This is a genomic window from Bacillus sp. MT94, from assembly GCF_058792475.1.
The window spans coordinates 64632-91070 of record NZ_JBXAEZ010000008.1 but is presented as its reverse complement, the minus strand read 5'-3'; the positions used below and the strand labels follow the sequence as shown (position 1 = coordinate 91070).

The following is a 26439-nucleotide window of genomic DNA, read 5'->3' as shown; positions in this document are numbered from 1 at the left end:
TAAAATTCAAATGAACTTCATATAAACTTCATATTAGAAACTAAATATAATTATAATAGGTTATTGTGATATTTTTGATTTTTCATAAAATTAAAAGTTTGAATTTAGGAAGTCTTGCTCGAACCTAAATTCAAACTTTAGTGAAATAATTAATGGATATTACGTCTAGTTTTCGCTAATGACGGCATTTAAAAGTTCGGCAGGATTACCCGTTCCTGCACCACCAATTGTAATAGATCCACCAGGAGGAATTTCGCCATTCCATCCTGCGTTCGTAATTACATAATGATTATTTGTTTTACTACTAATTTTAGAATCCCAAACTTGTGTTAAATTGCCGCTATAATCAAATTCTAATTTCCAATTTTTAATAGGAGTCGTTCCATTATTTTTGATTATAATCGAGAAGTTATAACCGCTGCCCCAATTCGAAGTGACTGAAAATGTAGCAGTGCCATTTCCATCAGGAGGTGTCGTATTAGCTTCATCCGTTTTGACAGTAAGAGCGGTAGGTTGTGATTTATTTCCAGCAGCATCTTTGGCAATTACTGAAAATGTGTATTCCGTATTAGGTTTTAAGTTTTTAATTGTAATGCTATTTGTTGTTGCACTCCATTTTTCTTCTCCGGCAGTAATTTCGTATTCAGTAACGCCTACGTTATCAGTGGATGCAGTCCAACTTAATTGAACTGAGCTTGAATTTTTATTCGTAACTACAATATTTTTAACATTTGTTGGTGGCTCAGTATCTTTTTGACTAATAGGTCCACCAAGTAATTCTTTTACTAGCGTATCAAGTAATTTTGGACCACTACAACTATATTTTGGACTTGTACGGCAATCCCCGCTTAGTTCCCAAAACATTGCTCCACTTAAACCCTTCGTCTTTATATAGTCTGTTTTATATTTCATAGATTCATTGTCATCGTAGCTAATAAATGTGCCTGTAGTCGCATTATATAAGTAAGGTACTTTAGCTGTGTCATTCCAGTAGCGTACAAAACCATTTTTATTAACGTAATTGGCTGCTAAATCACCGTAATCATACACACCTGTGTCACCGGTAGAATAATCATCCCAAGTACCTTTAGAAGCAAGTTTCCCATCACTACCTGGTTTGCAAGGTTGATATTGTCCGTTATTTTCTTTTCCACAACTTTTCCAGCCACGTCCGTAAAAAGGTACGCCTAATACTAGTTTATCCACTGGAACACCTTCATTTGTATAAACATTTATAGCACCATCTACGTAAAAATTCGTATTTGCTGCTGGGTCATTTGGATCCTTGTATAGAGCTGCATTATGATTAGAAGTAGCTTCCCATCCACCGTGGAAATCGTATGTCATAATATTAATCCAATCGAGTATTTGAGAAATTTTCTTTAGCTCTGTATGATCAGCGTAGCGTTGGCTTGCACCTGACGCGATTGTTAGTAAATATTGTTTGCCATCTTCAGCACCTGCTTTATTCAAAGCATTTCGGACGTCTTGAAGAAGGAGAGTGAAATTTTGTTTATCTTCAGGACGATAACTACCACCAGGAATCGTTTCAACGCCCGGATATTCCCAGTCTAAATCTACGCCATCAAACCCATATGCGCGAAGAAAAGCTACTGTAGATTCAGCAAATACTTTTCTTGTTTTTTCATCAGCGGCCATATCAGAAAAGCGGTTAGACCAAGTCCAGCCACCAACGGAAATAATTGTTTTTAAGTGAGGATATTTAGCTTTTAATCGTTTTAGTTCTCCGAAATTTCCGCAACGGGCATATTTATCGCAATCTTCCCAAGTTGTACCTGAGCCAGGATACGATTTGGTAACATCAGCCCATGGTTCACCGAGTACGAGAGTACCATTAGGAACCTCTTTATTTTGCAATGGTACACCAGATTCTTTACAGTTCCACGTTTGTTTATTTGGATTATCAGGATGGGTAGAAGGATTTCCATGTTTTCCATTCCAACAAATATCCGCGAAAGCATAGTTAAGGTGAGTAAGTTTTGATGCATCAATGTCAGCAACTTGATAATTACGTCCGTAAACGCCCCACGAAGGAAAGTACCCAACAATTTTTTGACTTTGCTTTGGTGAATCTGCTAATGCGAGATTTGGAGTAATAAAATTTGTGAGAAAAAGAGGTAAGAAAAGTAGTAAAGATAGTAATAGCAGTGTGAATTTTTGAGACCTCATAGCCATTTCTCCTTTCAAAATAAAAGATATATTTAAAGGCATACGCCAATAAATCAAAATGAATCTAGACGTATGAAACGTCTAGATAAAATGATCAGACATCACGAAGTCTATACAAGGGAGCTGGGGGTGATTAAATCGTAACAAATGTAAGATTTAGTGTAAACGCTTTATTCAGTTGTAAAAGACTTTCTCAATACAAAAAGGCTTGAATACAAACTATATATGAAAACGAAAGGTCGGTATGGGAGGAAATAGCTCATTATAAATAAATTTGAGAAAAAATTGTATGGAGCCAATTATTAAAGACGTAGAAAGATAAGGAAATATCATGTAAAATAATAGTAAAAATATGTAAAGGAGGGAACAGTGTGGATGTGTTTTTGAACATTGCTGAAGAAAAAATTCGACAAGCGATACGGAATGGTGATCTTGATTATCTTCCGGGAAAAGGAAAACCACTACAATTAGAAGATCTTTCAATGGTACCTCCAGAACTTAGAATGAGTTATAAAATTTTAAAAAATGCGGGAATGATTCCACCAGAGATGGAACTACAAAAAGATATATTAAAAATAGAGGATCTAATTGCTTGCTGTTATGATGAAGAAGAGAGAAAGAAATTAAGAGAAGAGTTAACAGTAAAAACGCTTCGTTTTCAGCAGGTAATGGAAAAGAGAAAGATTAAAGATAGTTCAGCTTTTCGTATGTATCAAGACAAAGTATTTCGTAAACTACGCTAAGAGGGATAAGATGACTACATTTAAAACGATAGAAGAATTAGCGACCTATATCGAAGAACAACAATTGGTACTTCTGTTTATTAAAACGGAAAATTGTGGTGTTTGTGATGTTATGCTAAGAAAAGTAAATTGCGTATTAGAGAATTATGATTACTTAGAGAAAATAGAGATATTACTACAAGACATGCAAGAGATTGCGGGGCGATATGCCGTATTTACAGGACCGACAATTTTATTATTTTATAATGGAAAAGAGATCCTTCGGGAATCGCGCTTCATTTCAATTGAAAATCTAGAGAGAACCATTCAATTATTCGAGGAATAAGGGAGGCTTTTATATGGAATTTATTATTGTCATACTATTATTTGTTGTAGTTGGAATAATCGTAACAGCAGTTCGATCGAACAAAAAGAAGGTAAATCTTACAAAACAAAATAACATTCATAATTCATCTAACAGCTCATCACCATTATTTTTCTTTGCTGGATCTGATAATGATAGCTCGCATGATGGTGGCTCACATGATTGTGGAGGGTCTTTTGGCGGAGATAGCGGAGGAAGCTGCGGTGGCGGTGGTGATTGATGAAAATGCGCCTTATATAGGCGTATTTCTTTTTAAACAAACGTTTGATTAGTTGGCTTACATATTGCATAAACACAGTTAAACAAACGTTTGATTAATATTTTTAATATACTAAGGGGAATGGAAATGAAAAGGGAACCGAAAGTGAAAAATAAGGGGAAAGTAGTGTTATTTTTATTAGCTGCGGGAGGCGTATTTCTTGTTAAATTAGCATTTAAATTTGGAACGATACATATGATTCGAACTTGGTTTGAAAGTACGTTTTCTTAAATAAGGAATATATCCTCTTGCGATAGAGGTTTTTGATTTGTTATTATTAGACTGAACGGTCGGTTTAAAGAGGTGTGAATATGAGAAGAAGCGCAGAAGAGATAAAGAAAGAAATTGCATATAAAGCAGAAAGTCTATTTTCACAGAAGGGCTATGCAGCTACATCTATGGAAGAGATTTGTGAAATTACAGAGCGAAGTAAAGGAAGCATTTATTATCACTTTAAAAGTAAAGAAGAATTATTTTTATTTGTAGTGAAACAGCATACGTATGATTGGGTTGAAAAATGGAATGAAAAAGAGAAGTTGTATAGTACTAGTACTGAAAAACTATATGGTCTCGCGGAATATCATGTAGAGGACATACAGCAACCAATTTCAAATGCAATAGAGGAATTCTCTATGAGCCAAGTTGTAAGTAAAGAGATTCTGGATGAACTGTTAGCTTTAACTAGAGAATCATATGTTATGTTTGAGAAATTAATTGAAGCAGGTATACAGTCTGGAGAGTTCCGTGAAGATAATGCTCGTGATCTTATGTATATTGTGAACGGATTATTATCAGGGCTTGGAGTACTTTACTACGAGTTAGATTATAAAGAGCTGAAACGTATTTATAAAAAGGCAATAGATGTATTGTTAAAAGGAATGGCAGCTGAATAATAAGTCAGTTGCTTTTCTTACAAAACAAATTAGACCGAATGGTCGGTTTATGGAAGGGGAATGAAAGTGAAAGCTTTATTTAAAAACCGAGCATTTATGCTCGTTATGGCATCTGATATTTTACAACAATTTGCAATTTGGATCAGAAATATGGCTCTTTTATATTTCATAATGGAGCGGACAAATAATGATCCAGTTTCAGTGTCTCTATTATCTGTCATGGAGTATGCACCTATCTTTATTTTCTCGTTCATTGGTGGTGCATTAGCAGATCGTTGGAATCCGAAAAGAACAATGGTCGCTGGAGATGTGTTGAGTGTACTGTCTATTATAGGAATTGTCCTGTTGTTAAAGCTGGATTATTGGCAGGCTATATTTTTTGCAACACTCATTTCCGCGATTGTAGGTCAGTTTTCTCAGCCCTCATCTTCGCGTATATTTAAGCGCTATGTAAAAGAAGAACAGGTAGCAAATGCGATTGCATTTAACCAAACATTACAGTCATTATTTCTAATTTTTGGGCCAGTGGTAGGATCGCTTGTGTATACACAACTTGGTTTATTTACGTCACTATATAGCTTAATCATTTTATTTTTGTTATCTGCTATCGCCCTTTCATTTTTACCAAAATGGGTTGAAAAAGAGCAAGTGGCGAGAGATTCATTAAAAAATGATATAAAAGAAGGTTGGAAGTATGTTCTTCATACGAAAAATTTACGTATGATTACGATTACTTTTACAATTATGGGTTTAGCTGTTGGATTAACGAATCCATTAGAAGTATTCCTTGTAATTGAACGTTTAGGCATGGAAAAAGAAGCTGTTCAATATTTAGCGGCAGCTGATGGAATAGGTATGTTACTTGGTGGTATTGTTGCTGCAGTTTTCGCTTCAAAAGTGAATCCGAAAAAGATGTTTGTATTCGGTATGGGTATATTAGCGATTTCGTTTTTAGTAGAAGGGCTATCTACATCATTTTGGATTACTAGTTTCATGAGATTTGGAACAGGTATTTGTTTAGCTTGTGTTAATATTGTTGTCGGTACGCTTATGATTCAACTTGTACCAGAAAATATGGTTGGAAGAGTAAATGGGACGATTTTACCACTGTTTATGGGGGCAATGCTAATTGGAACTTCATTAGCTGGAGGATTAAAGGAACTAACTTCGCTAGTTACTGTGTTTTGTATAGCAATGGCACTTATTTTATTAGCGATAGGGCCAGTTCTACGTATGCAAATAAAGAAAGAAGATATCGCTAATAAAGAGGCACTAACAAATTCATTAGCTTCAAAATAACTATTGTAAGGGAGCAATATTGCTCCCTTTTTCTTTGAGGAACTTTTGACAACTATATGAGCCAATTATATACTGATGTTGTAAAAACGATTTTACAGGTTAGGAGCAATGGTGTGAAAAATCAAATCTATGAATTACGCACTGAAAATAATATTTCACAAGGCGCATTAGCTGATAAATGTAAGGTTTCTAGACAAACGATAAATGCAATTGAGAATAATAAATATGATCCAAGTTTAGCGTTAGCATTCCGCTTAGCTGAAGTATTAGGAACAACTGTTGATAAATTATTTTTGTACAAGCAGTAGAGTCGTTCATTATAAGGCGCACCTTTAAAAATAAAAAAGATCCTCTTCTTATGAGAAGAGGATCTTTTTTTAGAGCGTTTTAGTCTTTGGACTAGGTGGTGTAACGGATGTATTATTTTCTGGAACTCTAGTTAGTAAGAATCCTCCGATAATAAACAGAACAATAATACTAAGAACACCAGCGTTTGTTTTTCCTGTTAATTGCGTTGTAACACCGACTAATACCGGACCCATAATTGCGGCAAACTTCCCAAATATATTATAAAATCCGAAGAATTCATTAGCAGATTCTTTTGGTACTAGTTTTGCAAAGTATGAACGACTTAGTGCTTGAATACCACCTTGAGATGTAGCAACTAACATTGCTAAAATCCAAAAATCAAGTGTCGTTTTTAAGAAATAAGCATATGTGCAAATAATGATATAAATAATGATACCGACATATAACATTTTTTTACCAGTAAATGTTTCAGATAGTTTTCCGTATAGTAACGCAAATGGACAAGCGACAATTTGTGTTACAAATAATATGATTAATAGATTCGTTGCACTGATACCGAGGTCGGTTCCGTAAGCTGTAGACATAGTAATAATTGTATCGACTCCGTCAATATAGAAAAAGTAAGCAATTAGAAACATAAATACAGTTTTATATTCTTTAATATTTTTAAAAGTATCAGCAAGACGTTTGAAGCTCATTTTAATAGGTCTTGGATGACGCTCAATATAGTGTGTTTGCTCTACGTTTTTAAGCATTGGAATTGTAAATAACCCCCACCAAAGAGCAGTTATCGCGAATGAAATTTGACTAGCAATGCCAACTGATAAAGGGATAGTTCCTTTTTGAGCAAGAATAATAAGAGCGATACAACCGATAAAAGGAATAGTACTCCCAATATAGCCTAAAGCGAAACCTCTTGTAGAAATTCGATCCATTCTATCTTCAGAAGTGACATCTACTAAAAATGCATCATAGAAAATGTTGGCTCCAGCAAAACCAACTAAGGCGAGCATATAGCATCCTAATAATAAGTACCACTGAGATGTTGGAACGACTGCTAACATACTTGTAAATACGATACCAAGTCCAAAGAAGAATGTGAAAAATCGTTTTTTAAATCCTTTATAATCAGCAACTGTGCCGAGAATAGGAGCAAGTATAGAAATTAAAAGTGTAGCGAACGAGTTTGCATATCCCCAATATGCTGTTGAAGTTGCACCAGATAGCCCGGCTTCTTTTGCAGCTGCTTTAAAGTAAATTGGAAATAATGCAGTTGTAATGACGAGCGAATATACCGAGTTCGCCCAATCGTATAATATCCAGCTTTTTTCTTGTCTGGACATTTTTTTCATATAGTGTTCCCCCTTAAATTTGTTCTCCTAACAGTGTACAAAAATAAAAATTATAAAAAGAGAAACAGTGATGATTTTTACAGAACTTTTACATATATACACAGTTCTTTACAATTGGAGTAAATCCTCTACAATTGATCCGTCTGTTTCGCCTAAGTGTAAACCGAGTAGTCTAGCGATAGTTGGACCTTCATCAATAAGTCTCATATACGGGACGGTAACGCCGGTTTTTATTCCTTTTCCAGCAGCGATAAAAATTGTTTCATAGTTAGGTTTTGTTGGAGAGTATCCATGCGTACCAAATGTATATTTTTTACTAGGCGTAACATCTTTTTCAGTAATTTCTTTTATAAAATCTCCTGTATAGTTTTCAGTGAAATAATACCCCTCTTGCGCTTCTAACATAAATAAACAATTACCATCTGCACCGCAGTCTTTCGCAGCTTCATCATGAAGTATAAATTCAATTCCATTCTGTTTATTTTGCAGCAGTTCTTCAAGGAGTAGTTGTACTTCTCGAATTGTATCCGTATCATTTTTGTCTTTCACATATACATAGGCAGACCCGTCGCAACTTTGACAATAGGCCTTCCAATCTACTAATAGCCCTTTTTTATTTATAGATACGAGGCCTTTTTGTTGGAATAGCACATTTAATTGAATCGCTTTGTTTTCACTTAAAGCGCTATGGTCACCAAGAGCGATAATTGTACTCTCTTCGTATAGGTCACTGTCTTTTAAAGTTTGAATAATTTTCCCGAGCCGCTCATCATGTCTATGAATTGCAGCTATTGTTTCGTTAGATTCAAAGCCATGATAATGTCTTTGCGTGTCTAAATCAGTGAAATGTACGAACATAACATTAGGCTTTTTCGTCTGAATGGTGTGTACAGCAGAGGCGAGGACGAAATCATCCAGCTCTGGTTGTGATAAACCATTTCTTATATGGCCGAAACGAAGATTTAAATCTAATTGGTATAGTGGGCTACCGCTAAATAAGGAAACTAACACTTGATTTTGCCAAGGTCTATTGGGGAAAATTTCTGGTAAATTGTAATCAATGTTTGCTCTCCCAGTAACAGGCCATAGAAGGGCAGCTGTCGTTAAATTTGCTTTACGCGCTTCATCATACAATGTTGTTCCTTTTATCGATTTTCGGTACCAATGCCAATCAGGTGATTCACGTCCTGGTTGAAGTAACGTATTACTAACAACACCGTGCTTGTTAGGGTAATTACCGGTTACGATTGTTGAGTGGCTTGGATATGTTACAGAAGGATAAATTGGTTCTACTTTTTCGACAACCGTGCCCTTTTTTATTAGAGATTGGAAATGAGGTAGTTTTTGTAGTATAGGAAAATCTAAAGCTGATAAACAGTCGAATGATAAAATAATGACACGATTCGTTAATGCTTTATCCATAAAGTAATCCTCCTAATTATATAAAACCTATTCTTATATATTACTATTAATACCTAGTAATAAAAATATGTTTCTGAATAAAATTTATTGTTTATTTTCAGAAAAATTAAACATATAATAAGTATAAGGGAATCTATGGACGGAGGGAATAGTATGGACTGGTTAGATGGATTCGGTATATTTTACATCATTGGTGGCATCACAATTCTCCTTGTATTTGCTATTTCATATTTACTAAAGAAACGTTTTCCAGACAAACAGTTTGATATTATATTTGCACTGATTGTAATACTTCTTTGCTTAGCATCATTTCCTGTTACCATGATGTTTATTGGTGGGTGGGAAGGAATGGGATATGGATTTATTGGTTTCTTCGTTCTACTAGGTACACTTATTGGTATGATTGCACATCAACTTGTAAAAATCTCTCGAAAAAGCTACGTATAAAACTGTAAAAAATGAAAAGAATATATAATAATAAGAAAATTAGCTATTGTTTTAAAAAAGAATTTGTATTATGATAATCAACAAATTTATTTCGTTATAACGATGAAAAAGGACTAGTACATATTCAACCTTTTTAGCAGAGAGAGAATCCGCCAGGCTGAAAGATTCTTAAAAAGGCAATATGGAACCTGCCTTTGAGTTCTGCATATGCAGCGGGAATTTCCCGTTATCAAAAAGAGAGCATGCGCAATTTTTGTGCATGAATCAGGGTGGTAACGCCGGCAAAGCTCGGTCCCTATTTAGGGACGCGGGCTTTTTTGTATTTTCTAGAAGGAGGAAGACTGACTATGGCAAAAGAACAAGTGCAAGCCATTACGAAGATGGAAGAGGACTTTGCGCAGTGGTATACCGATATTGTAAAAAAAGCCGAACTTGTTGATTATTCAAGTGTAAAAGGGTGCATGATTTTACGTCCGTATGGTTATGCCTTATGGGAGAATATGCAGAAGGTGATGGATGAGAAGTTAAAAGAAACTGGCCATGAAAATGTATATATGCCAATGTTTATCCCAGAGAGTTTATTGCAAAAAGAGAAGGATCATGTTGAAGGATTTGCTCCTGAAGTAGCATGGGTTACACATGGCGGGGATGAAAAGTTAGCGGAAAGACTTTGTGTACGTCCTACATCTGAAACTTTATTCTGTGAGCACTTTTCAAAAATTGTGCAATCCTATAATGATTTGCCAAAGTTATATAATCAGTGGTGTTCAGTAGTTCGTTGGGAGAAGACAACTAGACCATTCCTTCGTACGACTGAATTTTTATGGCAAGAGGGTCATACAATCCATGAAACGGCAGAAGAATCGCAGGCTGAAACATTAAATATTTTAAACTTATATGCTTCTTTCTGTGAGGATTATTTAGCGATACCAGTTATTAAAGGACAAAAAACAGAAAAAGAGAAGTTTGCTGGAGCAAAGGCAACTTATACAATTGAAAGTTTAATGCATGATGGAAAAGCGCTTCAAACAGGAACATCTCATAACTTTGGGACGAATTTCTCAGAAGCATTTGATATTAAGTTTTTAGATCGTAACGGTAAATGGCAATATGTGCACCAAACATCTTGGGGTGTATCAACAAGAATGATAGGCGGGCTAATAATGGTTCATAGCGATAATAATGGACTTGTAATGCCACCAAAAGTCGCTCCAGTGCAAGTTGTTATTGTACCAATTGCTCAGCATAAAGAAGGAGTTTTAGCAAAAGCAACAGAGTTACAAGGACATATTCAAAAGGTTGCACGAGTAAAAATAGATGCTAGTAATAAAACGCCTGGTTGGAAATTTAATGAGTATGAAATGAAGGGTATTCCAATTCGATTAGAAGTTGGCCCTAAAGATATTGAAAAGAATCAAGTTGTACTTGTAAGAAGAGATACGAAGGAAAAAGAGTTTGTACCAATGGATCAATTAGAAGAACGTATTCCAGCATTACTTGAAGAAATTCATATTGCTTTATTTAATAAAGCAAAAGCATTTCGCGATGAGAATACGTATGCTGTGACAAATTTCGAAGAGATGAAAAAAGTAGCTGACGAAAAGCAAGGCTTTATTAAAGCGATGTGGTGCGGGGAATTGGCTTGTGAAGAGAAACTAAAAGAAGAGGTGGGAGTATCTTCACGTTGTATGCCTTTTGAGCAAGAGCATTTAGCTGAAGAATGTATTTGTTGTGGTAAAGAAGCTAAACAAATGGTGTATTGGGGAAAAGCATATTAATACTCTTTTGATAGGGGATAAAAAGGACTTTGGGCTGCATAATAAAATGCAATCCAAAGCCCTTTTTGGTTTTATACAGTATTTCATGTATTCTTTAGATGGAAGGATGTTGTTCTTATTTTACGTTTTTACGACGAATAAACAGTAACATACCAATTAGGAATGTTGAAAGACCCATTAAAATAGATATAGGGTAATGCGTTGCAGTATTAGGTAATTTATCACCTTGTTTTTTTGTATTATCTTTTACATTACCACCTTGAGAACCGTTGCCCTTCTGAGAATTGCTATCGCCTTTAACACGATTGCCGCCGTGAGAGCCATTACCGCCTTGAGAACTGCTATCACCTTTAACACGATTGCCACCTTGAGAGCCACTGCCACCAGAACCGTTACCGCCAGAACCATTGTCACCAGAGCCATTGCCACCAGAACCGTTACCACCGGAACCATTGCCACCAGAACCGTTACCGCCGGAACCATTACCACCGGAACCATTGCCGCCAGAGCCGCTACCACCAGAACCATTACCGCCGGAACCGTTGTCACCAGAGCCACTGCCGCCAGAACCATTGTCACCAGAGCCATTGTCACCAGAGCCATTGCCACCAGAACCGTTACCGCCGGAACCATTGCCGCCAGAGCCACTGCCACCAGAACCGTTACCGCCGGAACCGTTGCCGCCAGAGCCACTGCCACCAGAACCGTTACCACCGGAACCATTGCCGCCAGAGCCACTGCCACCAGAACCGTTACCGCCGGAACCGTTGTCACCAGAGCCACTGCCACCAGAACCGTTACCGCCGGAACCATTGCCACCAGAGCCACTGCCACCAGAACCGTTACCGCCGGAACCATTACCGCCGGAACCATTGCCGCCAGAGCCGCTGCCGCCAGAACTACTATCGTCCTGAGAACCGTTATTTCCTGGAGGTTTATTATTATCCTTTAAATTTCCTTCGGCAAAATGATCGCTATTTTGTACAATAGCGTTTGTTAATGGTTGGAAGTTCTCAGTTGCAGCATTACCGATATTTAAACCGCTAAAAAAAGATAAAGAGAGTGTTGATGCTAAAATGAAGATTTTCGTCATGGTTTTCCTCCTAAGAAATTAATATTCCATCTAAAATACATCCCTTTGTAATATTTCTTAGGAAAAAGAGTTTTATGCAAAAAAAACTATATATAGAAAAAGGTGGTGTATTTGTCAAAGCAGAAAAGAGTTAATGTAGATTTCCTACAAATAGTAGAGGCGGGGAATTTACATTCATAACGGTAGAGGAAGTGGCAGTAGATGAAAGAGTACATAGCGTTTGATATTGGCGGTACGCAAATTAAGTATGGCATTGTTTCAGAAGTAGGGAGAGTATTAAAGCGTAAAACAGTTGCAACAGAAATTCATTTAGGCGGAGAACAAATTATTCAAAAACTTATATATGTATCCAAAAAAATAATGAATGAACATACTATTACAGGAATTGGTATTAGCACTACGGGAATTGTTGATATTAATAAAGGAATTGTGACGGGAGGTGCGGATCATATTCCGGGATATAGTACTATTCCTATTATTGATAGATTGCAAGAGATATTAAAAGTTCCAGTATCGATTGACAATGATGTGAATTGTGCAGCGTTTGGAGAAAAGTGGAATGGTAGTGGAAGAGAGAAAGAGAACTTTATTATGCTCACCCTTGGAACAGGAATTGGAGGAGCAATTTTTATAGATGGAGAATTGTACCGAGGACATTCATTTAGTGCTGGTGAATGGGGGAATATGTTAATAGAAGGAAAAACGTTTGAAGAGGTTGCTTCGATTTCAGGATTAATTCGGCTTGTAAGAAAATATAAAGGCAAAGGCGAGTGGAATGGGAAAAAAATTTTCGAGTTGTATGATAAAGGAGATTGGGAAGTTGCTCAAGCAGTTGGGATCTTCTTTAAACATTTGGCGATCGGAATTAGTAATCTTGCTTATATTTTTAATCCAGAAACGATTATTATTGGTGGAGGAATTACCGATAGAGGAAATGAGTTTTTAAAAGAAGTAAAAGAGGAGGTCAGTAAATACTTAAATCAAGAGATTTATAATAATTGTGAGATTGAACTTGCACAAAACGGTAATTGTGCAGGAATGATTGGTGCTATTTACCACTTCTTACATCATCATAAGTAAATTATATGAATGTTTTCATATAACTGAGAATTTATCCTTTTTATCGCTAGGTAAATAATGCTACAATATAAGAGAAGAATACAATATTTTCCGATTTGGAAAATGCTTTGTAGAAAGGGAGAAACTTCATGCCTATTATTTTAGAAAAAGGTCAAAAGATCGATTTAACGAAAGGACAACCAAAAGTAGCAAAACTACAGGTTGGCTTAGGCTGGGATCCAATTGGGCAATCAGGTGGATTTCTGTCTTCATTATTTGGAAGTAAACCAAATGTAGATTGTGATGCATCTGTTGTTATGTTAGAAGGAGATCGTTTTTTAAACAAAAATGATTTAGTTTACTTCGGAAATAAACTTTCTACTTGTGGTAGTATTATTCATTCAGGAGATAATTTAACAGGCGAAGGCGCTGGTGATGACGAAACAATTTTCGTAGAATTACATAAAGTTCCGAGCCGTATTAATCGTTTAGTATTCGTTGTAAATATTTATGACTGTGTAAATCGTCGTCAAGATTTCGGGATGATTCGTAATGCATATATTCGTATTCAAAACCCGCAAACTGGTGAAGAATTAGCACGCTATAATTTATCGGATAATTATGCTGGCAAAACGACTCTAATTGCAGGTGAAATGTATCGTCACGGAAGTGAATGGAAGTTTTCAGCAGTTGGAGAAGGAACACAAGATAAAAACTTAAGTGAGATTGTATCACGTTATCAATAAAATAACCGAGGAGGAATTGTATATGGCATCAATTTCATTGAAAAAAGGACAAAAGGTAGACTTAACAAAAACGAATCCAGGTCTTTCAAAAGTTCTTGTAGGACTTGGTTGGGATACGAATCGTTATGATGGACAAAACGATTTCGATTTAGATGTTAGTATTTTCTTAGTAGGTGCTAACGGTAAAGTTTCAGGTGCAGAGGATTTCGTCTTCTATAATAACCCAAAAGGTGCGAATGGTGCTGTAGAGCATTTAGGAGATAACCGAACTGGCGAAGGTGAAGGCGATGACGAATCGATTAAAGTAGATTTGAAAAATGTACCTGCACATATCGAACGTATTTGCTTCACAATCACGATTTACGATGGAGAAGGACGCAGCCAAAACTTTGGACAAGTTTCTAACTCTTTCGTACGTATTTTAGATGAAGAAAAGAATGCAGAATTAATTCGTTACGATTTAGGAGAAGATTTCTCTATTGAAACAGCCGTAGTAGTAGGTGAATTATATCGTCATGCAGGTGACTGGAAATTCAATGCAATCGGAAGTGGATTCCAAGGTGGGTTAGCGTCTCTATGTAATAATTTTGGTTTAGATGTAGAGTAATAGATTTGATTTATATATCCATCGGTGAAATGCGTGTATACCGATGGATATATTTTTAAAGATAAAAATATAGAGGTGAATATAGATGGTTATTCAATTACAAAAAGGACAGAAAATCGATTTAGGTAAGACAAGCCCTGGTTTAACAAAAGCAGTAATTGGTCTTGGATGGGATATTAAATCTTATGACGGTGGATCAGATTTCGATTTAGATGCATCTGCCTTTTTATTAGATGCAAACGGAAAATGTACGAAGGAAACTGATTTTATTTTCTATAATAATTTACAGTCTCCTTGTGGATCTGTTTTACATACAGGAGATAACCGTACAGGCGAAGGCGAAGGCGACGATGAGCAACTTGTTGTAGATTTGAAGAAGGTTCCAGCAGATGTTCATAAAATTGCTATTACAGTTACGATTTATGATGCAGAAGGCCGTAGTCAAAACTTTGGGCAAGTTGGAAATGCGTTTGTTCGTTTAGCGAATGAAGAGACGAATGAAGAAGTTCTTCGTTTTGATTTAGGGGAAGATTTCTCCATCGAAACAGCAGTTGTCTTTTGTGAATTATACCGTCATAATGGACAGTGGAAGTTTAATGCAGTAGGAAGTGGATTCCAAGGTGGTTTAGGTGCGCTTGTAAGAGCGTATGGCTTGGATGCATAGAAAGGAAACGATATTCGTTTCCTTTTTTTGACCTTTCTATAAATCTAGCAAAGAATAGGGGATAAAGGTAAGATGAGTATTTTGCAAGGAATCCTTGATACGTATGCTCAGTTTTTCGACTTGGACATGTGGATTAAAGTGTTGCAAGATCCAGTATCTTGGGGATTAATAGGTACACTTGTTGTACTTGAAGGGTTGTTATCTGCTGATAACGCACTTGTGTTAGCGGTAATGGTAAAACACCTTCCGGAAGAAAAACGTAAAAAAGCGTTATTCTATGGACTTATTGGAGCTTATGTGTTCCGCTTTATTGCGATTGGAATCGGGATGTTCTTAATTAAATTAGCATGGGTAAAAGTGTTAGGTGCACTTTACTTAGCGTGGCTTTCAGTTAAATACTTCATTGATAAAAGAAAAGGTAATGCAGAAGAAGAGGAATCTCATGGTATGAACCAAAATAGTATTCTCTTCAGAATGTTCGGTGTCTTCTGGGGAACAGTTGCGATGGTTGAATTAATGGATATCGCATTCTCTGTAGATAGTGTACTTGCTGCATTTGGTGTATCTAATGAAGTTTGGATTTTACTATTAGGCGGAATGCTAGGTATTTTAATGATGCGTGGTATCGCTGGTGTATTCTTAAAATTGTTAGAGCGTATTCCAGAACTTGAAACGACAGCATATATTTTAATTTTAATTATTGCAGCAAAAATGTTATTGTCTGTTATTCATATTGAAATAAGCCATACAGTGTTCTTCATTATTTTAGTTGTAGCATTTGGAGCAACATTTATACTTCACTACATGAAGAATTCTGGACAAGCTAAAGAAGAAGTAGCAGCTACTAAAGAAGACAATAAATAATTGAAATGGGTTTGCTCGTTTTGCGAGCGCCCATTTTTTATAACCAAAAATAGTTTATAATAGAAGAAGGACTTAGAAAAAACGTAAATGTTTTTGGAGGTGAACTGTTGTGTTTTCACGTTTTACACTTCAACCATATGCATTAAAAGATGAATCAGATTTAAAGCAATTTGAAGCGCTTTTAGAAAAACGCCCACAATATGAGCTGACAGAGAATGAGATGAAATTTAGTTATATAGCATGTCGAATCCTAGGCGTTCCTAATGATGTAGATGAATATTTTAATGGACTGTTTGATTATAGTGAAGCGAAAGGAATCGAAGTTTTACACGAACAAAATTTAAACAAAGTGATTGATTCAGAAAAGCTTCGTCATATTCAAGAAGTGTTCGGATTACATCAAGAAGCACCAAATGGTCTGACAGTAAATAGGTTAGTTGCACACTTATCTGGGAAACAACTTTTACCGAAAGTAGACAACCCTGATTTACAGCATTACATACATACGACGTTTATTGCAGTATTGAAATTATATGAGAAACAACATAATCAGTCGTTAAAGACAGAAGGCTTCCGTCGTTTCTTAATCGACATAATTAAACTAAGCGAAAATTACGTAGCGAAGTGGTTCTCTACGATTAATTATAAGAAACAGATGCCACGTATCGTTTGGTATGGTGATGCACAGGAAAGCCGTATATATTTCTTATATTTTCTTATTATGCTCGGTTGTGATGTGCTTTATTATCACCCCGAAGGAAAAGATGGATTTGAAAATATTGATGAAGAGGGAAGAACTTTTATTGTGCCCCATCCGGGTCGCATTTCTCTTGAACCATTCCCTGATCGCCGCCGCGAGCGTGTTGCAACAGTAGCGTATCAAGCTTCGAAAGAAATTGAACAAGTACTTCACCACGATAATTCACTATTATATAAACCGTGGCAATTCCGTTCGTATACACCTGTAGCACGTACGTTAAAAACGACATATGATGAACTCTTTTTAATTACGAAAGAAAAGGCATTTGTACGTCCAACATTCTTTGTTGAAAATAAACATATTTATATTCCTTCTTTATTTGCGAAAATATCAGGCGTTTCAAAGAATGATAAAGAATATTTTCAACGATTAAAGGCTGTTACATCATTTGATAACAGTTTATTAATTAATACATTCCCGTTTACGAAAGAGCAAAAAGCAAACTTCCAATATCATTATCGAGATGCATTGGACCGAGCTGGAAAATTACATCCTGATCTAATTATGAATAGCCATTGGTGGCCGCATAAGCGTTTACCGGAAGGTTTACAACATGGGATTGCAGAGGCGATTATCCATACGTGCGAAAGTGAAATGTGCAAACCAATTGCGAAAGAGACGAAACAAGATGTAGCGCTATATGTTTTCGCACAACTTTCTCAAATACCACCCAATATTTTAGAACAGCTTGAGAAATTTGATTATTCACAAGATGTACCGAAAATTGTTATATTTAATAATGAGAAGAGCGGAGAATTAACTCGTTCTGACGCTGTTTTATTACTATTTTTAAATCAAATTGGAGTAGATGTATTCCATTTCAATCCCACGGGCAGAAACGATATTGAACCATATGTTGAAGCGGGAGCATTTGATTCCCATTGGCTTGAAGAAGTTAATTTCGATCTTGAGTTTCATGGTTCATCAGCCTATAAAAATTTATCACAAACAATAAAAGGACTATTTCGTCCATTTTTATAAGGAAAGGGAGAATACCATATGAATAACCCAGTCGTACTAGATTCGAAAACTGAATTGAATGAGCAAACCGCACAAGATGTTCGCTTGCAACTTAGACAAGATGCAGATGTGCAACGTATTTATAACGCAGTAGATATTAAAGATCAATTGGAATTAATTGAACTTGGAAAAGAACCTTCTATGGAAATTTCGCGTTTTGCTGATCAAATTTTACATACAATGTCATTATCAAAGATAGAAGATTCTGGTGAATTGTTAAAGCAACTTGGTAAAATTATGGACAGATTTGATAGTAAAGACTTTGCAGAAGAAAAAAGTGGTTTCTTCTCGCGCATGTTCAAAAAAGCGGATAAAATGATAGAACAAATCTTTAGTAAATATCAAACGATGGGCCGCGAAATTGATAAGGTTTATGTGGAAATTACGAAGTACCAAGATGAGATGAAAAAATCAATTGGAACGTTAGATGGCTTGTATGAGCAAAACTTAAAATATTATTTAGACTTAGAGAAGTACGTAGTAGCAGGAGAAATGCTATTAGAGCGTTTAAATACAGAATTAGTTCCGATGTATGAAGAGCGCGTGCGTAATAATGATCAATTAGCAGGTATTGAATTAGAGTCGCTTAAAAACTCGGTTGAAATTTTAGAGCAACGTATTGATGATTTAGAAAAAGCGCGTATGGTTGCGCTACTTACAGCGCCGCAAATTCGCATGATTCAACGTGGTAATAATAAATTAATTGGTAAAATCAATACAGCATTTATTACAACGATTCCTATCTTTAAAAATGGTATTATTCAAGCAGTAAATGCGAAACGTCAAAAGCTTGTTGCAGATTCTATGGCTGAACTTGATCGCCGTACAAATGAATTACTTAAGAAAAATGCACAAAATATCGCAACGCAAAGTGTAGAAGTAGCGAGATTATCAGGTTCTTCTAGTATTAAGATGGAAACGCTTGAGGAAACTTGGAACATTATTTCAAGAGGTATGCAAGAAACACAACAAATTGAAGAACAAAATAAACGTGAGCGTGAAGAAAGCCGCAAGCGTATGGCTACATTAACGGAGAATATCAAAAAAGAATTACAAGGATAAATGAAAAGGCAATGAGGAATATTCCTCATTGCCTTTTAGTTTCTCTTCACTAATTTAATAATCTCATTCACAATAAGTGGAATGATACTCAATAAGAGAACAAATCCCCAATCTCGCATCGTTAATGCATGTACACCGAATATATTTGCAAGGGGCGGGATGGAGATGATACAAACTTGCATAAGAACACCGATAAGAAGGGAGAAAACTAAATATTTATTTGTAAAGATCCCAATTGAAAAAATTGATTTCGTTCTTGAACGCAAGTTAAATGAATGAACGAGCTGAGAAAAACTAAGGACGACAAATGCCATCGTTTGAGCGTGTAATAGAGCATCGTCATCAATTCGCTCTGGGAAAAGAGGGAATAAATTTGTATCTCCAGTATAGAATTTTGCTCCGGCGATAAAAGCTATTAGCGTTAAAAGTCCAATGATAACTCCATTGAAAATTAGGAAAGGAACGCTGCCACTAAATAAGCTTTCTTTTGCATGTCGTGGTTTTTCCTTCATCACATCTGGATCTTCAGGATCAACCCCAAGTGATAATGCAGGCAGTGTATCTGTAATTAAATTCACCCATAAAATATGAATAGGTCGTAGTGGTGTTGCCCAGCCGAGTAAAATTGCTAAAAATAAAGCGATAATTTCTCCGAAGTTACAAGAGAGTAGGAAGAGAATTGATTTTTTTATGTTGCGATAAATATTTCTACCTTCTTCAACAGCTTTCACGATAGATGAAAAATTATCATCTGTTAACACAACATCCGCTGCCCCTTTTGCAACGTCTGTTCCTGTAATGCCCATCGCTACGCCGACATCGGCTTGCTTTAAAGATGGTGCATCATTGACGCCATCACCAGTCATAGAAACGATATTTCCTTTCGCGCGTAATGCCTTTACAATTTTCACTTTATGCTCTGGAGAGACTCTAGCGAATACATTTAAATGATTAATTTTGCTAGCTAGTTCTGTATCAGAAATGTTATCTAATTCAGTTCCAATCATAATTTCCGATATTTCTTCAGCAATGCCAAGTTCTTTGGCAATTGCAAAGGCGGTATCTTTATGGTCACCAGTAATCATAACTGTGCGAATACCGGCTTTTTTACATTCTGTAATTGAATCTTTCACTTCAGTTCGTGGTGGATCAATCATACCGACAAGACCAATAAAGATAAGATTTTCTTCAAGATGATTTATATCCACATCGTTTGAATTGTATTGTTTAAATGCGAATGAAAGTACTCTTAAAGCTTCTTGAGACATTGCTCCGGCAGCTTCTAATATTTGATTTTTATCAGAATCAGTTAAAATCTCGATTTTGCCGTTTTTAAAAATATGGGTACATCGAGGTAAGAGCTTATCAATAGCGCCTTTCGTCATGCTATAGTAGCTTTCATCGTATGTATGTACGGTTGACATCATTTTACGATCTGAATCGAAAGGTACTTCGTTAACACGTTCATGTATTTTTTCTAAATGATCTTTTTGCATGTTAAAAGTGGTTCCAGCAACGAGAAGTGCAATTTCAGTCGGGTCTCCCGTTTGTGATTCGTTAGTGTAAGAAGCATCATTACATAGCACCATATTTTCTAACAATAGACGTTGCGCATCATTATTTACATTTAAACTTTCTAAGCGATCGTATGTGTTATCACTATAAAAGTGAGTAACGGTCATTTTATTTTGCGTTAACGTACCTGTTTTATCTGAACAAATAATTGTGACAGAACCGAGGGCTTCAACAGCTGGTAGTTTCCGAATGATAACGTTTTGTTTAATCATACGTTGCACACCAATTGCAAGAACGATGGAAACGATAGCTGGCAAGCCTTCTGGAATAGCTGCAACGGCTAAACTAATAGCAGTCATAAACATTTCTAACGTATCCCGGCCTTGTAAAAAACCGATGAGGAACATAACGATACAAATAGCTACAGCGACAAAGCCTAAATATTTTCCGACTTGTGCTAAGCTTTTTTGAAGTGGTGTCATATCATCGTCTGCTTCATGTAAAAGGGTAGCAATCTTACCAATTTGTGAGTTCATTCCAGTTTCAACAGCAACACCGACGCCTCTTCCGTATGTTACAAGAGTGGACATAAATGCCATGTTTTTTTGATCGCCGAGTGGTACTTGCTCATCACTTTGCATGGAAGGGTGGTAGATTGCATCTTTATCAACAGGGACAGATTCACCAGTTAGAGCAGATTCTTCAACTTTTAAATTTGCGGTTTCAATAAGGCGTAAATCGCATGGGATATATCGTCCGGCGTCGAGCATAACGATATCCCCTGGAACGACGTGCTCAGATGGAATTTCTTTTAGTTCACCATTTCTCTTGACGATAGCTTTAGGTGTTGCCATCTTTTTCAATGCCTCTAAAGCTTGTTCTGCTTTCGATTCTTGGACAACACCGATAACAGCATTTAAAACTACAACAAGCGCGATAATACTGGCATCCGCCCATTCACCTACAAAGGCAGAAATAAGGGCAGCAATAATAAGGACATATACGAGGACGTCATTAATTTGGGCGAAAATACGCTGCCATAAAGTGCGTTTTTGTTTTGTAGCTAATTCATTAGAACCGTATTGCTTTAAACGTTCACTTACAATCTCATCTGTTAAACCGTGTTGTTCGTTTGTTTCTAGGTCAATCAATGTTTGATCTTTCGTCTTACTGTACCAATTGCTCATAAGTAAGCACCTCCAGTAAAAACAGTTAGCAATGGTAGTGTTGCTATTATTTGTGAGTAGTATGTATGGAGAAAAAATCTAAGGTGAGGTTCTACTTCTATTGTACAATATTTTACAGTTGGTTGAGGGAAAGAGAAGAGTTGTCATGAATTTGTTGGAAATAAAAAAGAGCCTCATATAAGAGAGGCTTTTTTACTTTTTAATTAATGTACCTAATTCTTCTGTAATAGCTTGCATTTCACTAATGCTGAATGTTTCACGTTTCATAACATGATCATAAATATCACGTAAATCTTCGTACATTTCTTCGTTAAAACTAGCAGCTCTCATCGCTCCAGCATTAACCATACGTAATTTTTCTTTAATAGCTTCGACCATGTATTCAACGTTTTCTTCTGACTTTACGGATAAATCCACCGAAGTGTCCCCCTTTAAAATAACATAAGGCTATCTTAACATTTTTTATCATTTTCGTTAATGGATCTTTTCAATCCTATTAAATTAGTAGGGATTTCCTTTATATTTCATAATTGGTTGTTTATACTATAAGTATATATGAAGAAATGCACCAAGAAGGGAAGAAACAAAAACATGGTTCAAGTATTGTTTGTTTGTCTTGGGAACATTTGCCGTTCTCCGATGGCAGAAGCGATTTTTCGAAATCTTGTCGTAAAAGAGGGACTTGAAGAGAAAATTGTCATTGATTCTGCAGGAACTGGAGATTGGCATGTTGGCCATCCGCCACATAAAGGAACACAAAAAATTTTAAAAGAAAATGCAGTCACTTTTGAAGGAATTAAAGCAAGGCAAGTAGAAAAAGAAGACTTAACAAAGTTTGATTATATTATTGCCATGGACAACAAGAATATAGCAGATTTAAAAAGTTTAGGTAAAACTGGAGGCTATATTGGTAGGCTGTCCGATTTTGTTCCAGACGGTGGCTGGACAGACGTTCCTGACCCTTACTATACAGGGAATTTCCAAGAAGTATATGACCTTGTAACAGAAGGGTGTGCAAAGCTATTAGCTTTCATTCGAAATGAACAAGGAATATGAGGAAGCTTAGAAAGAAATACTTTCTAACATAAGAAATGAAAGGGTGAAGGAATATGGCAAAGAAAAATAATATTGCTCGAAACATTGCGATTGGTGTAGCTGCAGGTGTAGCGGTATCCATGTTAAAGAAAGAAAACCGTGAAAAAGTAAAAAATACAGCAGAAAAAGCAAAAACAAAGATGATTGAAATTGGTGAAAATGCAAAGATCAAAGAAAAAGTGCAAACTGTTACAGATAAAGGACGCGAACTTGCTGATTTCAATGTGGTAAAAGCGAAAGTAGCAGAAATTAAAAAATTAACGCCATCTGTTGTAGAGACGTTAAAAGAAACGAAAGAAATTTTTAGTAAGAAAAAAGTTGAGCCAGAAGAAAAGCCAGAAACGATTGAAATTCAAGCTGTATCTCCAAAGGTAGATGAGCTGAAAGCAGAAGAAGAGCCAGTAGTTGCTGAAGATGGTGGTATGAAAGAAGCGCGTGAATTATTTATAAAAGACTCAAATGCAGTGGAAAAAAAAACTGAAGCGTACATTGAGTTAAAGCAAGATAAAGAAGAGAAGAAAAGCGTTTAAACATATATGAGAAAAATTTTAGAAAAGGTGAGAAGAAATCGTACTTATTCGTTTGGTAAAGATTTATATGACCGGACGATGCGCGATGATGTAGCGGGCTTGGCAGCACAGCTCGCTTATTTCTTCTTGCTTGCAATTTTTCCTGGGCTCGTTTTCTTAATTACGCTTCTTGGATTTATTCCCATTCAAACAGAGGATGTGCTTAGTTTATTAGAGGTTTATGTACCAGATGATGCAATGAACTTAATTGAGGTAAATGTAGATAAAGTTGTAAACCAGCAAAATGGTGGTTTATTATCATTTGGTTTATTATCCATGTTATGGTTTGCCTCAAATGGTGTTAATGCGGTTATGAATGCTTTTAACCGCGCTTATGACGTAAAGGAAACACGTTCTTTTATTACAACAAGAGCGTTATCAATTGTGTTTACATTAGCTATTATTTTTATGATTGTCTTTGCTTTAATTGTTCCGGTATTCGGACAAGTTATTGGAGCAGCAGTGTTTAAAGCACTCGGTTTATCAGATAGTTTTTCTTTCGTATGGAGCATTACACGATTAGTAGCGAGTTTCTTCGTACTATTTGCTTTGTTTAGTTTCTTATATACATTTGCACCAGATCGAAAGTTAAAAAGAAGAGAAGTTATTTCAGGGGCGTTATTTGCTACTGTAGGATGGATTGTGGTGTCTTACTCATTTGCTTATTATGTAGATAAGTTTGCGAATTACGCCAATACATATGGTGGTCTCGGTGGTATCATTATTTTAATGTTATGGTTTTATTTAACTGGATGGGTAATTTTACTTGGCGGTGAAATTAATGGTTTACTCCACCATTATAGAACCGGTGACAATAATTCCCGTAATGAATAATGAGTTCTTGTTCCATAATAAAAAGGAACAGGGGGGATATTTCATGAGTAATAATAAAAAGAACCATAATAATAAAAGTAATAATAAACAAAAGAGCAGTTCGCATCCAAAGCATAAAACGAGTAGCAGTGCGAACGGTCATAATAGCTATCACTAAAAAAAACGGGTCCTCTATGAGGGACCCGTTTTATTTGCTTCCTTTTAGTAATCGTAAGCCATTCAAAATGACAAGAATCGTACTTCCTTCATGGCCAATAACACCGAATGGAAGAGCTAAAAATTGCAAGAAGTTTGAACAAATTAGCATGGCAATAACGGCTAGCGAAAAGATTACGTTTTGCTTCACAATACGGTTCATTCGTTTTGATAAACGAATTGCTTGGGAAAGGCGAGATAGTTCGTTCTTCATCAGTACAACATCTGCAGTTTCTAAAGCTACATCTGTTCCTTCCCCCATTGCGACACCAATGCTAGCAGTAGCTAGGGCAGGTGCATCATTTATACCGTCTCCAACCATTGCTACTGTACCGTATTTTTCTTTTAACTTTTTAATCGTTTCAACTTTTGTTTCTGGTAAGCATGATGCATAATATTCCTTTATATTACTTTCAGAGGCAATTGCTTTTGCCGTTTCTTCATTATCTCCAGTAATCATAATTGCTTCGACACCAATGCTTTGTAAATCACGAATAGCAGCTATTGTTTCTTGGCGAAGCGTATCTTTTAAAGCGATAAGTCCAAGAATGCCTCCCTCATCACTAATATAAACGACAGTTTTACCTTCTTTTTCAAGTGAGGCAGAAATACCATTATGAAATGTCTTTGTTTCTTCACCGATAAAATCAGCTTTACCTATTTTATAAGCGTTGTTTTCCAATATTCCTTTTAGACCAAAACCAGTTACATCTTCAACCTTTTCTGGTTTTTTTAAAGTAATGTCGTACGCATGTTGTGCATATTTAACAATGGATTCAGCTAAAGGATGTGTAGAGTGACTTTCAATTGATGCTGTAATATAAAGTACTTCTTTTTCTGTTATATTTTCTCGAACATATACATCTGTTACGGTAGGTTTACCTTCTGTTAATGTTCCTGTTTTATCAAACGCGATTGCTTTCACAGAAGCAAGGCGTTCTAAATGTATACCGCCTTTAAAGAGAATACCGTTTCTCGCTCCGTTAGAAATGGCTGATAACGTAGCTGGTGTAATGGCAGCTACGAGCGCACAAGGAGATGCGACTACAAGTAAGATCATAGCGCGATAAAACGTTTCATTCCAGCTCCAGTCAAGTAAGAAATGAGGAACGAACATCATAAGCGCAACAACGAGTAGTACACCTTTTACGTATGTTCCTTCAAACTTTTCAATGAATAGTTGTGATGGTGATTTTTCACTTTGTGCACTTTGGACGAGACGGATAATCTTTTGGAATAATGTTTGATCGCTCGGCTTCGTAATTTTAACTTCGATAGCACCACGTAAATTTACAGTACCGGCAAATACTTCATCGCCATGTCTTTTCTCATTTGGAATAGGTTCTCCTGTGATTGCTGCCTCATCGATATTTGTTTCACCGTTATGAATCGTACCGTCAGCAGGAACACGTTCACCGGGTTTAATTAAAATAATGTCGTTAATTTGTAACTCTCCAACAGGAACACGTTCCTCAGTTCCGGTGGAAATACGTAATGCTTCTTCAGGCTGTAAGTCAAGAAGAGCGGAAATTTCTTTTTGGCTCTTACTTAACGTATAAGATTCCATAGCACCGCTGAGTGCAAAGATGAAGATTAAAATAGCCCCTTCTGCCCAGTAGCCAATAATTGCAGCACCAATAGCTGCAAAGAGCATTAGCATTTCAACATTTAGCTCTTTTTCTTCAATCGTATCTTCAATTCCTTCTTTTGCTTTTGCATATCCACCAACTATATAAGCAAGGATATAGCAAGTAATACCTACATTCATTGCATCGTTCTTTGTAAATAACCAACCAACTAAAATAAAAATACCAGATGCTACTGCAAATACAAGTTCATAATGTTTTTTTAATGTGTCCCATAAAGAGGGATGAGAAATTGTTTCTTTTGCGTGTAACGTTTTTACTTCTGAGTTCATTACTACTCGCTCCTTCCGAATTCTTATTGAGAAAAATAATCAAAATCGAAACCCCTATAAAACGACGAAAGCTGCCATCCATAATGGATAGCAGCATTTCTGTTGAATCTGTTTTTAATCGTTCTTATGTTGTAATTATTCTATAGTATATCATATGTTTTTATGAGATGGTACGGTTTTGTTTCAAGTATAAAC

General features: G+C 36.1%; 26 protein-coding genes and 1 other annotated feature. Of the genes, 19 read left to right on the top strand and 7 right to left on the bottom strand.

Annotated elements, in window-relative coordinates; all coding sequences use genetic code 11:
- Positions 1-165: 165 nt before the first annotated feature.
- Positions 166-2190: a glycosyl hydrolase family 18 protein gene (locus AC1Q51_RS23985; RefSeq protein ID WP_071714726.1), complete on the bottom strand. Its 2025-nt coding sequence runs from the start codon at positions 2188-2190 to the stop codon at positions 166-168.
- 371 nt (positions 2191-2561) lie between these two features.
- Here AC1Q51_RS23985 and AC1Q51_RS23980 point away from each other — a divergent pair, with 371 nt between their 5' ends.
- From AC1Q51_RS23980 to AC1Q51_RS23950, 7 genes are all read left to right on the top strand, one after another.
- Positions 2562-2933, top strand: a complete 372-nt coding sequence (locus AC1Q51_RS23980; RefSeq protein WP_000382378.1) for a DnaJ family domain-containing protein — start codon at positions 2562-2564, stop codon at positions 2931-2933.
- A gap of 10 nt (positions 2934-2943) precedes the next feature.
- A complete protein-coding gene (locus tag AC1Q51_RS23975) occupies positions 2944-3258 on the top strand; it encodes a thioredoxin family protein (protein ID WP_071714727.1) in 315 nt (104 codons plus the stop codon).
- 13 nt (positions 3259-3271) lie between these two features.
- Positions 3272-3517: a hypothetical protein gene (locus tag AC1Q51_RS23970; RefSeq protein WP_000394364.1), complete on the top strand. Its 246-nt coding sequence runs from the start codon at positions 3272-3274 to the stop codon at positions 3515-3517.
- Between the two features lie 126 nt (positions 3518-3643).
- On the top strand, positions 3644-3787 hold the full coding sequence (locus tag AC1Q51_RS23965) for a hypothetical protein (RefSeq protein WP_000817981.1): 144 nt from the start codon (positions 3644-3646) through the stop codon (positions 3785-3787).
- Between the two features lie 80 nt (positions 3788-3867).
- Positions 3868-4449, top strand: a complete 582-nt coding sequence (locus AC1Q51_RS23960; protein ID WP_001254447.1) for a TetR/AcrR family transcriptional regulator — start codon at positions 3868-3870, stop codon at positions 4447-4449.
- Positions 4450-4515: 66 nt separating this feature from the next.
- Positions 4516-5748 carry an MFS transporter gene (locus tag AC1Q51_RS23955; protein ID WP_000645358.1) on the top strand — a complete coding sequence of 411 codons (1233 nt, stop codon included), beginning with the start codon at positions 4516-4518 and terminating at the stop codon, positions 5746-5748.
- A 56-nt stretch (positions 5749-5804) separates the two neighbouring features.
- Complete coding sequence (locus tag AC1Q51_RS23950; RefSeq protein WP_002023181.1) at positions 5805-6056, top strand: helix-turn-helix transcriptional regulator; 252 nt, start codon at positions 5805-5807, stop codon at positions 6054-6056.
- Positions 6057-6125: 69 nt separating this feature from the next.
- On the opposite strand, the gene AC1Q51_RS23945 is transcribed toward AC1Q51_RS23950, so the two are convergent.
- On the bottom strand, positions 6126-7409 hold the full coding sequence (locus AC1Q51_RS23945) for an MFS transporter (protein ID WP_000738820.1): 1284 nt from the start codon (positions 7407-7409) through the stop codon (positions 6126-6128).
- A 108-nt stretch (positions 7410-7517) separates the two neighbouring features.
- Positions 7518-8831 carry an alkaline phosphatase family protein gene (locus AC1Q51_RS23940; RefSeq protein ID WP_090978238.1) on the bottom strand — a complete coding sequence of 438 codons (1314 nt, stop codon included), beginning with the start codon at positions 8829-8831 and terminating at the stop codon, positions 7518-7520.
- 153 nt (positions 8832-8984) lie between these two features.
- Between AC1Q51_RS23940 and AC1Q51_RS23935 the strand changes: the two genes are divergently transcribed.
- Both AC1Q51_RS23935 and proS read left to right on the top strand, forming a co-directional pair.
- The gene (locus AC1Q51_RS23935) at positions 8985-9278 is read left to right on the top strand and encodes a YesK-like family protein (RefSeq protein ID WP_141553430.1); all 294 of its coding nucleotides are present in this window, start codon (positions 8985-8987) and stop codon (positions 9276-9278) included.
- 93 nt (positions 9279-9371) lie between these two features.
- Positions 9372-9578, top strand: a binding site (T-box leader).
- Between the two features lie 47 nt (positions 9579-9625).
- Positions 9626-11056, top strand: coding sequence for a proline--tRNA ligase (gene proS / locus AC1Q51_RS23930; protein WP_090978240.1), 1431 nt, complete (start codon positions 9626-9628; stop codon positions 11054-11056).
- Positions 11057-11171: 115 nt separating this feature from the next.
- Here the strand turns inward: proS and AC1Q51_RS23925 are convergent, their stop codons facing one another.
- Entirely contained in the window at positions 11172-12149 is a 978-nt protein-coding gene (locus AC1Q51_RS23925; protein WP_098284452.1) for an LPXTG cell wall anchor domain-containing protein, read from the bottom strand.
- A 201-nt stretch (positions 12150-12350) separates the two neighbouring features.
- On the opposite strand from AC1Q51_RS23925, the gene AC1Q51_RS23920 reads away from it, so the two are divergent.
- From AC1Q51_RS23920 to AC1Q51_RS23890, 7 genes are all read left to right on the top strand, one after another.
- On the top strand, positions 12351-13229 hold the full coding sequence (locus AC1Q51_RS23920; protein WP_090978242.1) for an ROK family protein: 879 nt from the start codon (positions 12351-12353) through the stop codon (positions 13227-13229).
- A gap of 128 nt (positions 13230-13357) precedes the next feature.
- Positions 13358-13954 (top strand): TerD family protein, encoded by a 597-nt coding sequence (locus AC1Q51_RS23915; protein WP_001121586.1) that lies wholly within the window; start codon positions 13358-13360, stop codon positions 13952-13954.
- Between the two features lie 22 nt (positions 13955-13976).
- On the top strand, positions 13977-14561 hold the full coding sequence (locus tag AC1Q51_RS23910) for a TerD family protein (protein WP_000146729.1): 585 nt from the start codon (positions 13977-13979) through the stop codon (positions 14559-14561).
- A gap of 85 nt (positions 14562-14646) precedes the next feature.
- On the top strand, positions 14647-15225 hold the full coding sequence (locus AC1Q51_RS23905; protein WP_000236649.1) for a TerD family protein: 579 nt from the start codon (positions 14647-14649) through the stop codon (positions 15223-15225).
- Between the two features lie 72 nt (positions 15226-15297).
- Positions 15298-16089: a TerC family protein gene (locus tag AC1Q51_RS23900; protein WP_023520991.1), complete on the top strand. Its 792-nt coding sequence runs from the start codon at positions 15298-15300 to the stop codon at positions 16087-16089.
- Positions 16090-16198: 109 nt separating this feature from the next.
- Complete coding sequence (locus AC1Q51_RS23895; protein WP_492331773.1) at positions 16199-17830, top strand: YceG family protein; 1632 nt, start codon at positions 16199-16201, stop codon at positions 17828-17830.
- 18 nt (positions 17831-17848) lie between these two features.
- A complete protein-coding gene (locus AC1Q51_RS23890) occupies positions 17849-18931 on the top strand; it encodes a toxic anion resistance protein (protein ID WP_001064413.1) in 1083 nt (360 codons plus the stop codon).
- A gap of 35 nt (positions 18932-18966) precedes the next feature.
- Here the strand turns inward: AC1Q51_RS23890 and AC1Q51_RS23885 are convergent, their stop codons facing one another.
- Positions 18967-21633: a cation-translocating P-type ATPase gene (locus tag AC1Q51_RS23885; protein ID WP_000073697.1), complete on the bottom strand. Its 2667-nt coding sequence runs from the start codon at positions 21631-21633 to the stop codon at positions 18967-18969.
- A 192-nt stretch (positions 21634-21825) separates the two neighbouring features.
- Positions 21826-22050, bottom strand: coding sequence for a DUF1128 domain-containing protein (locus AC1Q51_RS23880; protein ID WP_000366196.1), 225 nt, complete (start codon positions 22048-22050; stop codon positions 21826-21828).
- A gap of 174 nt (positions 22051-22224) precedes the next feature.
- Between AC1Q51_RS23880 and AC1Q51_RS23875 the strand changes: the two genes are divergently transcribed.
- From AC1Q51_RS23875 to AC1Q51_RS23865, 3 genes are read left to right on the top strand one after another with little or no spacing between them, the layout of a single operon-like run.
- Positions 22225-22689, top strand: a complete 465-nt coding sequence (locus AC1Q51_RS23875; protein WP_000250916.1) for a low molecular weight protein-tyrosine-phosphatase — start codon at positions 22225-22227, stop codon at positions 22687-22689.
- Positions 22690-22742: 53 nt separating this feature from the next.
- Positions 22743-23258: a DUF4075 domain-containing protein gene (locus tag AC1Q51_RS23870; protein ID WP_001085387.1), complete on the top strand. Its 516-nt coding sequence runs from the start codon at positions 22743-22745 to the stop codon at positions 23256-23258.
- 6 nt (positions 23259-23264) lie between these two features.
- The gene (locus AC1Q51_RS23865) at positions 23265-24131 is read left to right on the top strand and encodes a YihY/virulence factor BrkB family protein (RefSeq protein WP_001226536.1); all 867 of its coding nucleotides are present in this window, start codon (positions 23265-23267) and stop codon (positions 24129-24131) included.
- 187 nt (positions 24132-24318) lie between these two features.
- Here AC1Q51_RS23865 and AC1Q51_RS23860 read toward each other — a convergent pair whose 3' ends face one another.
- Entirely contained in the window at positions 24319-26244 is a 1926-nt protein-coding gene (locus tag AC1Q51_RS23860) for a heavy metal translocating P-type ATPase (protein WP_001083755.1), read from the bottom strand.
- Between the last annotated feature and the right edge of the window lie 195 nt (positions 26245-26439).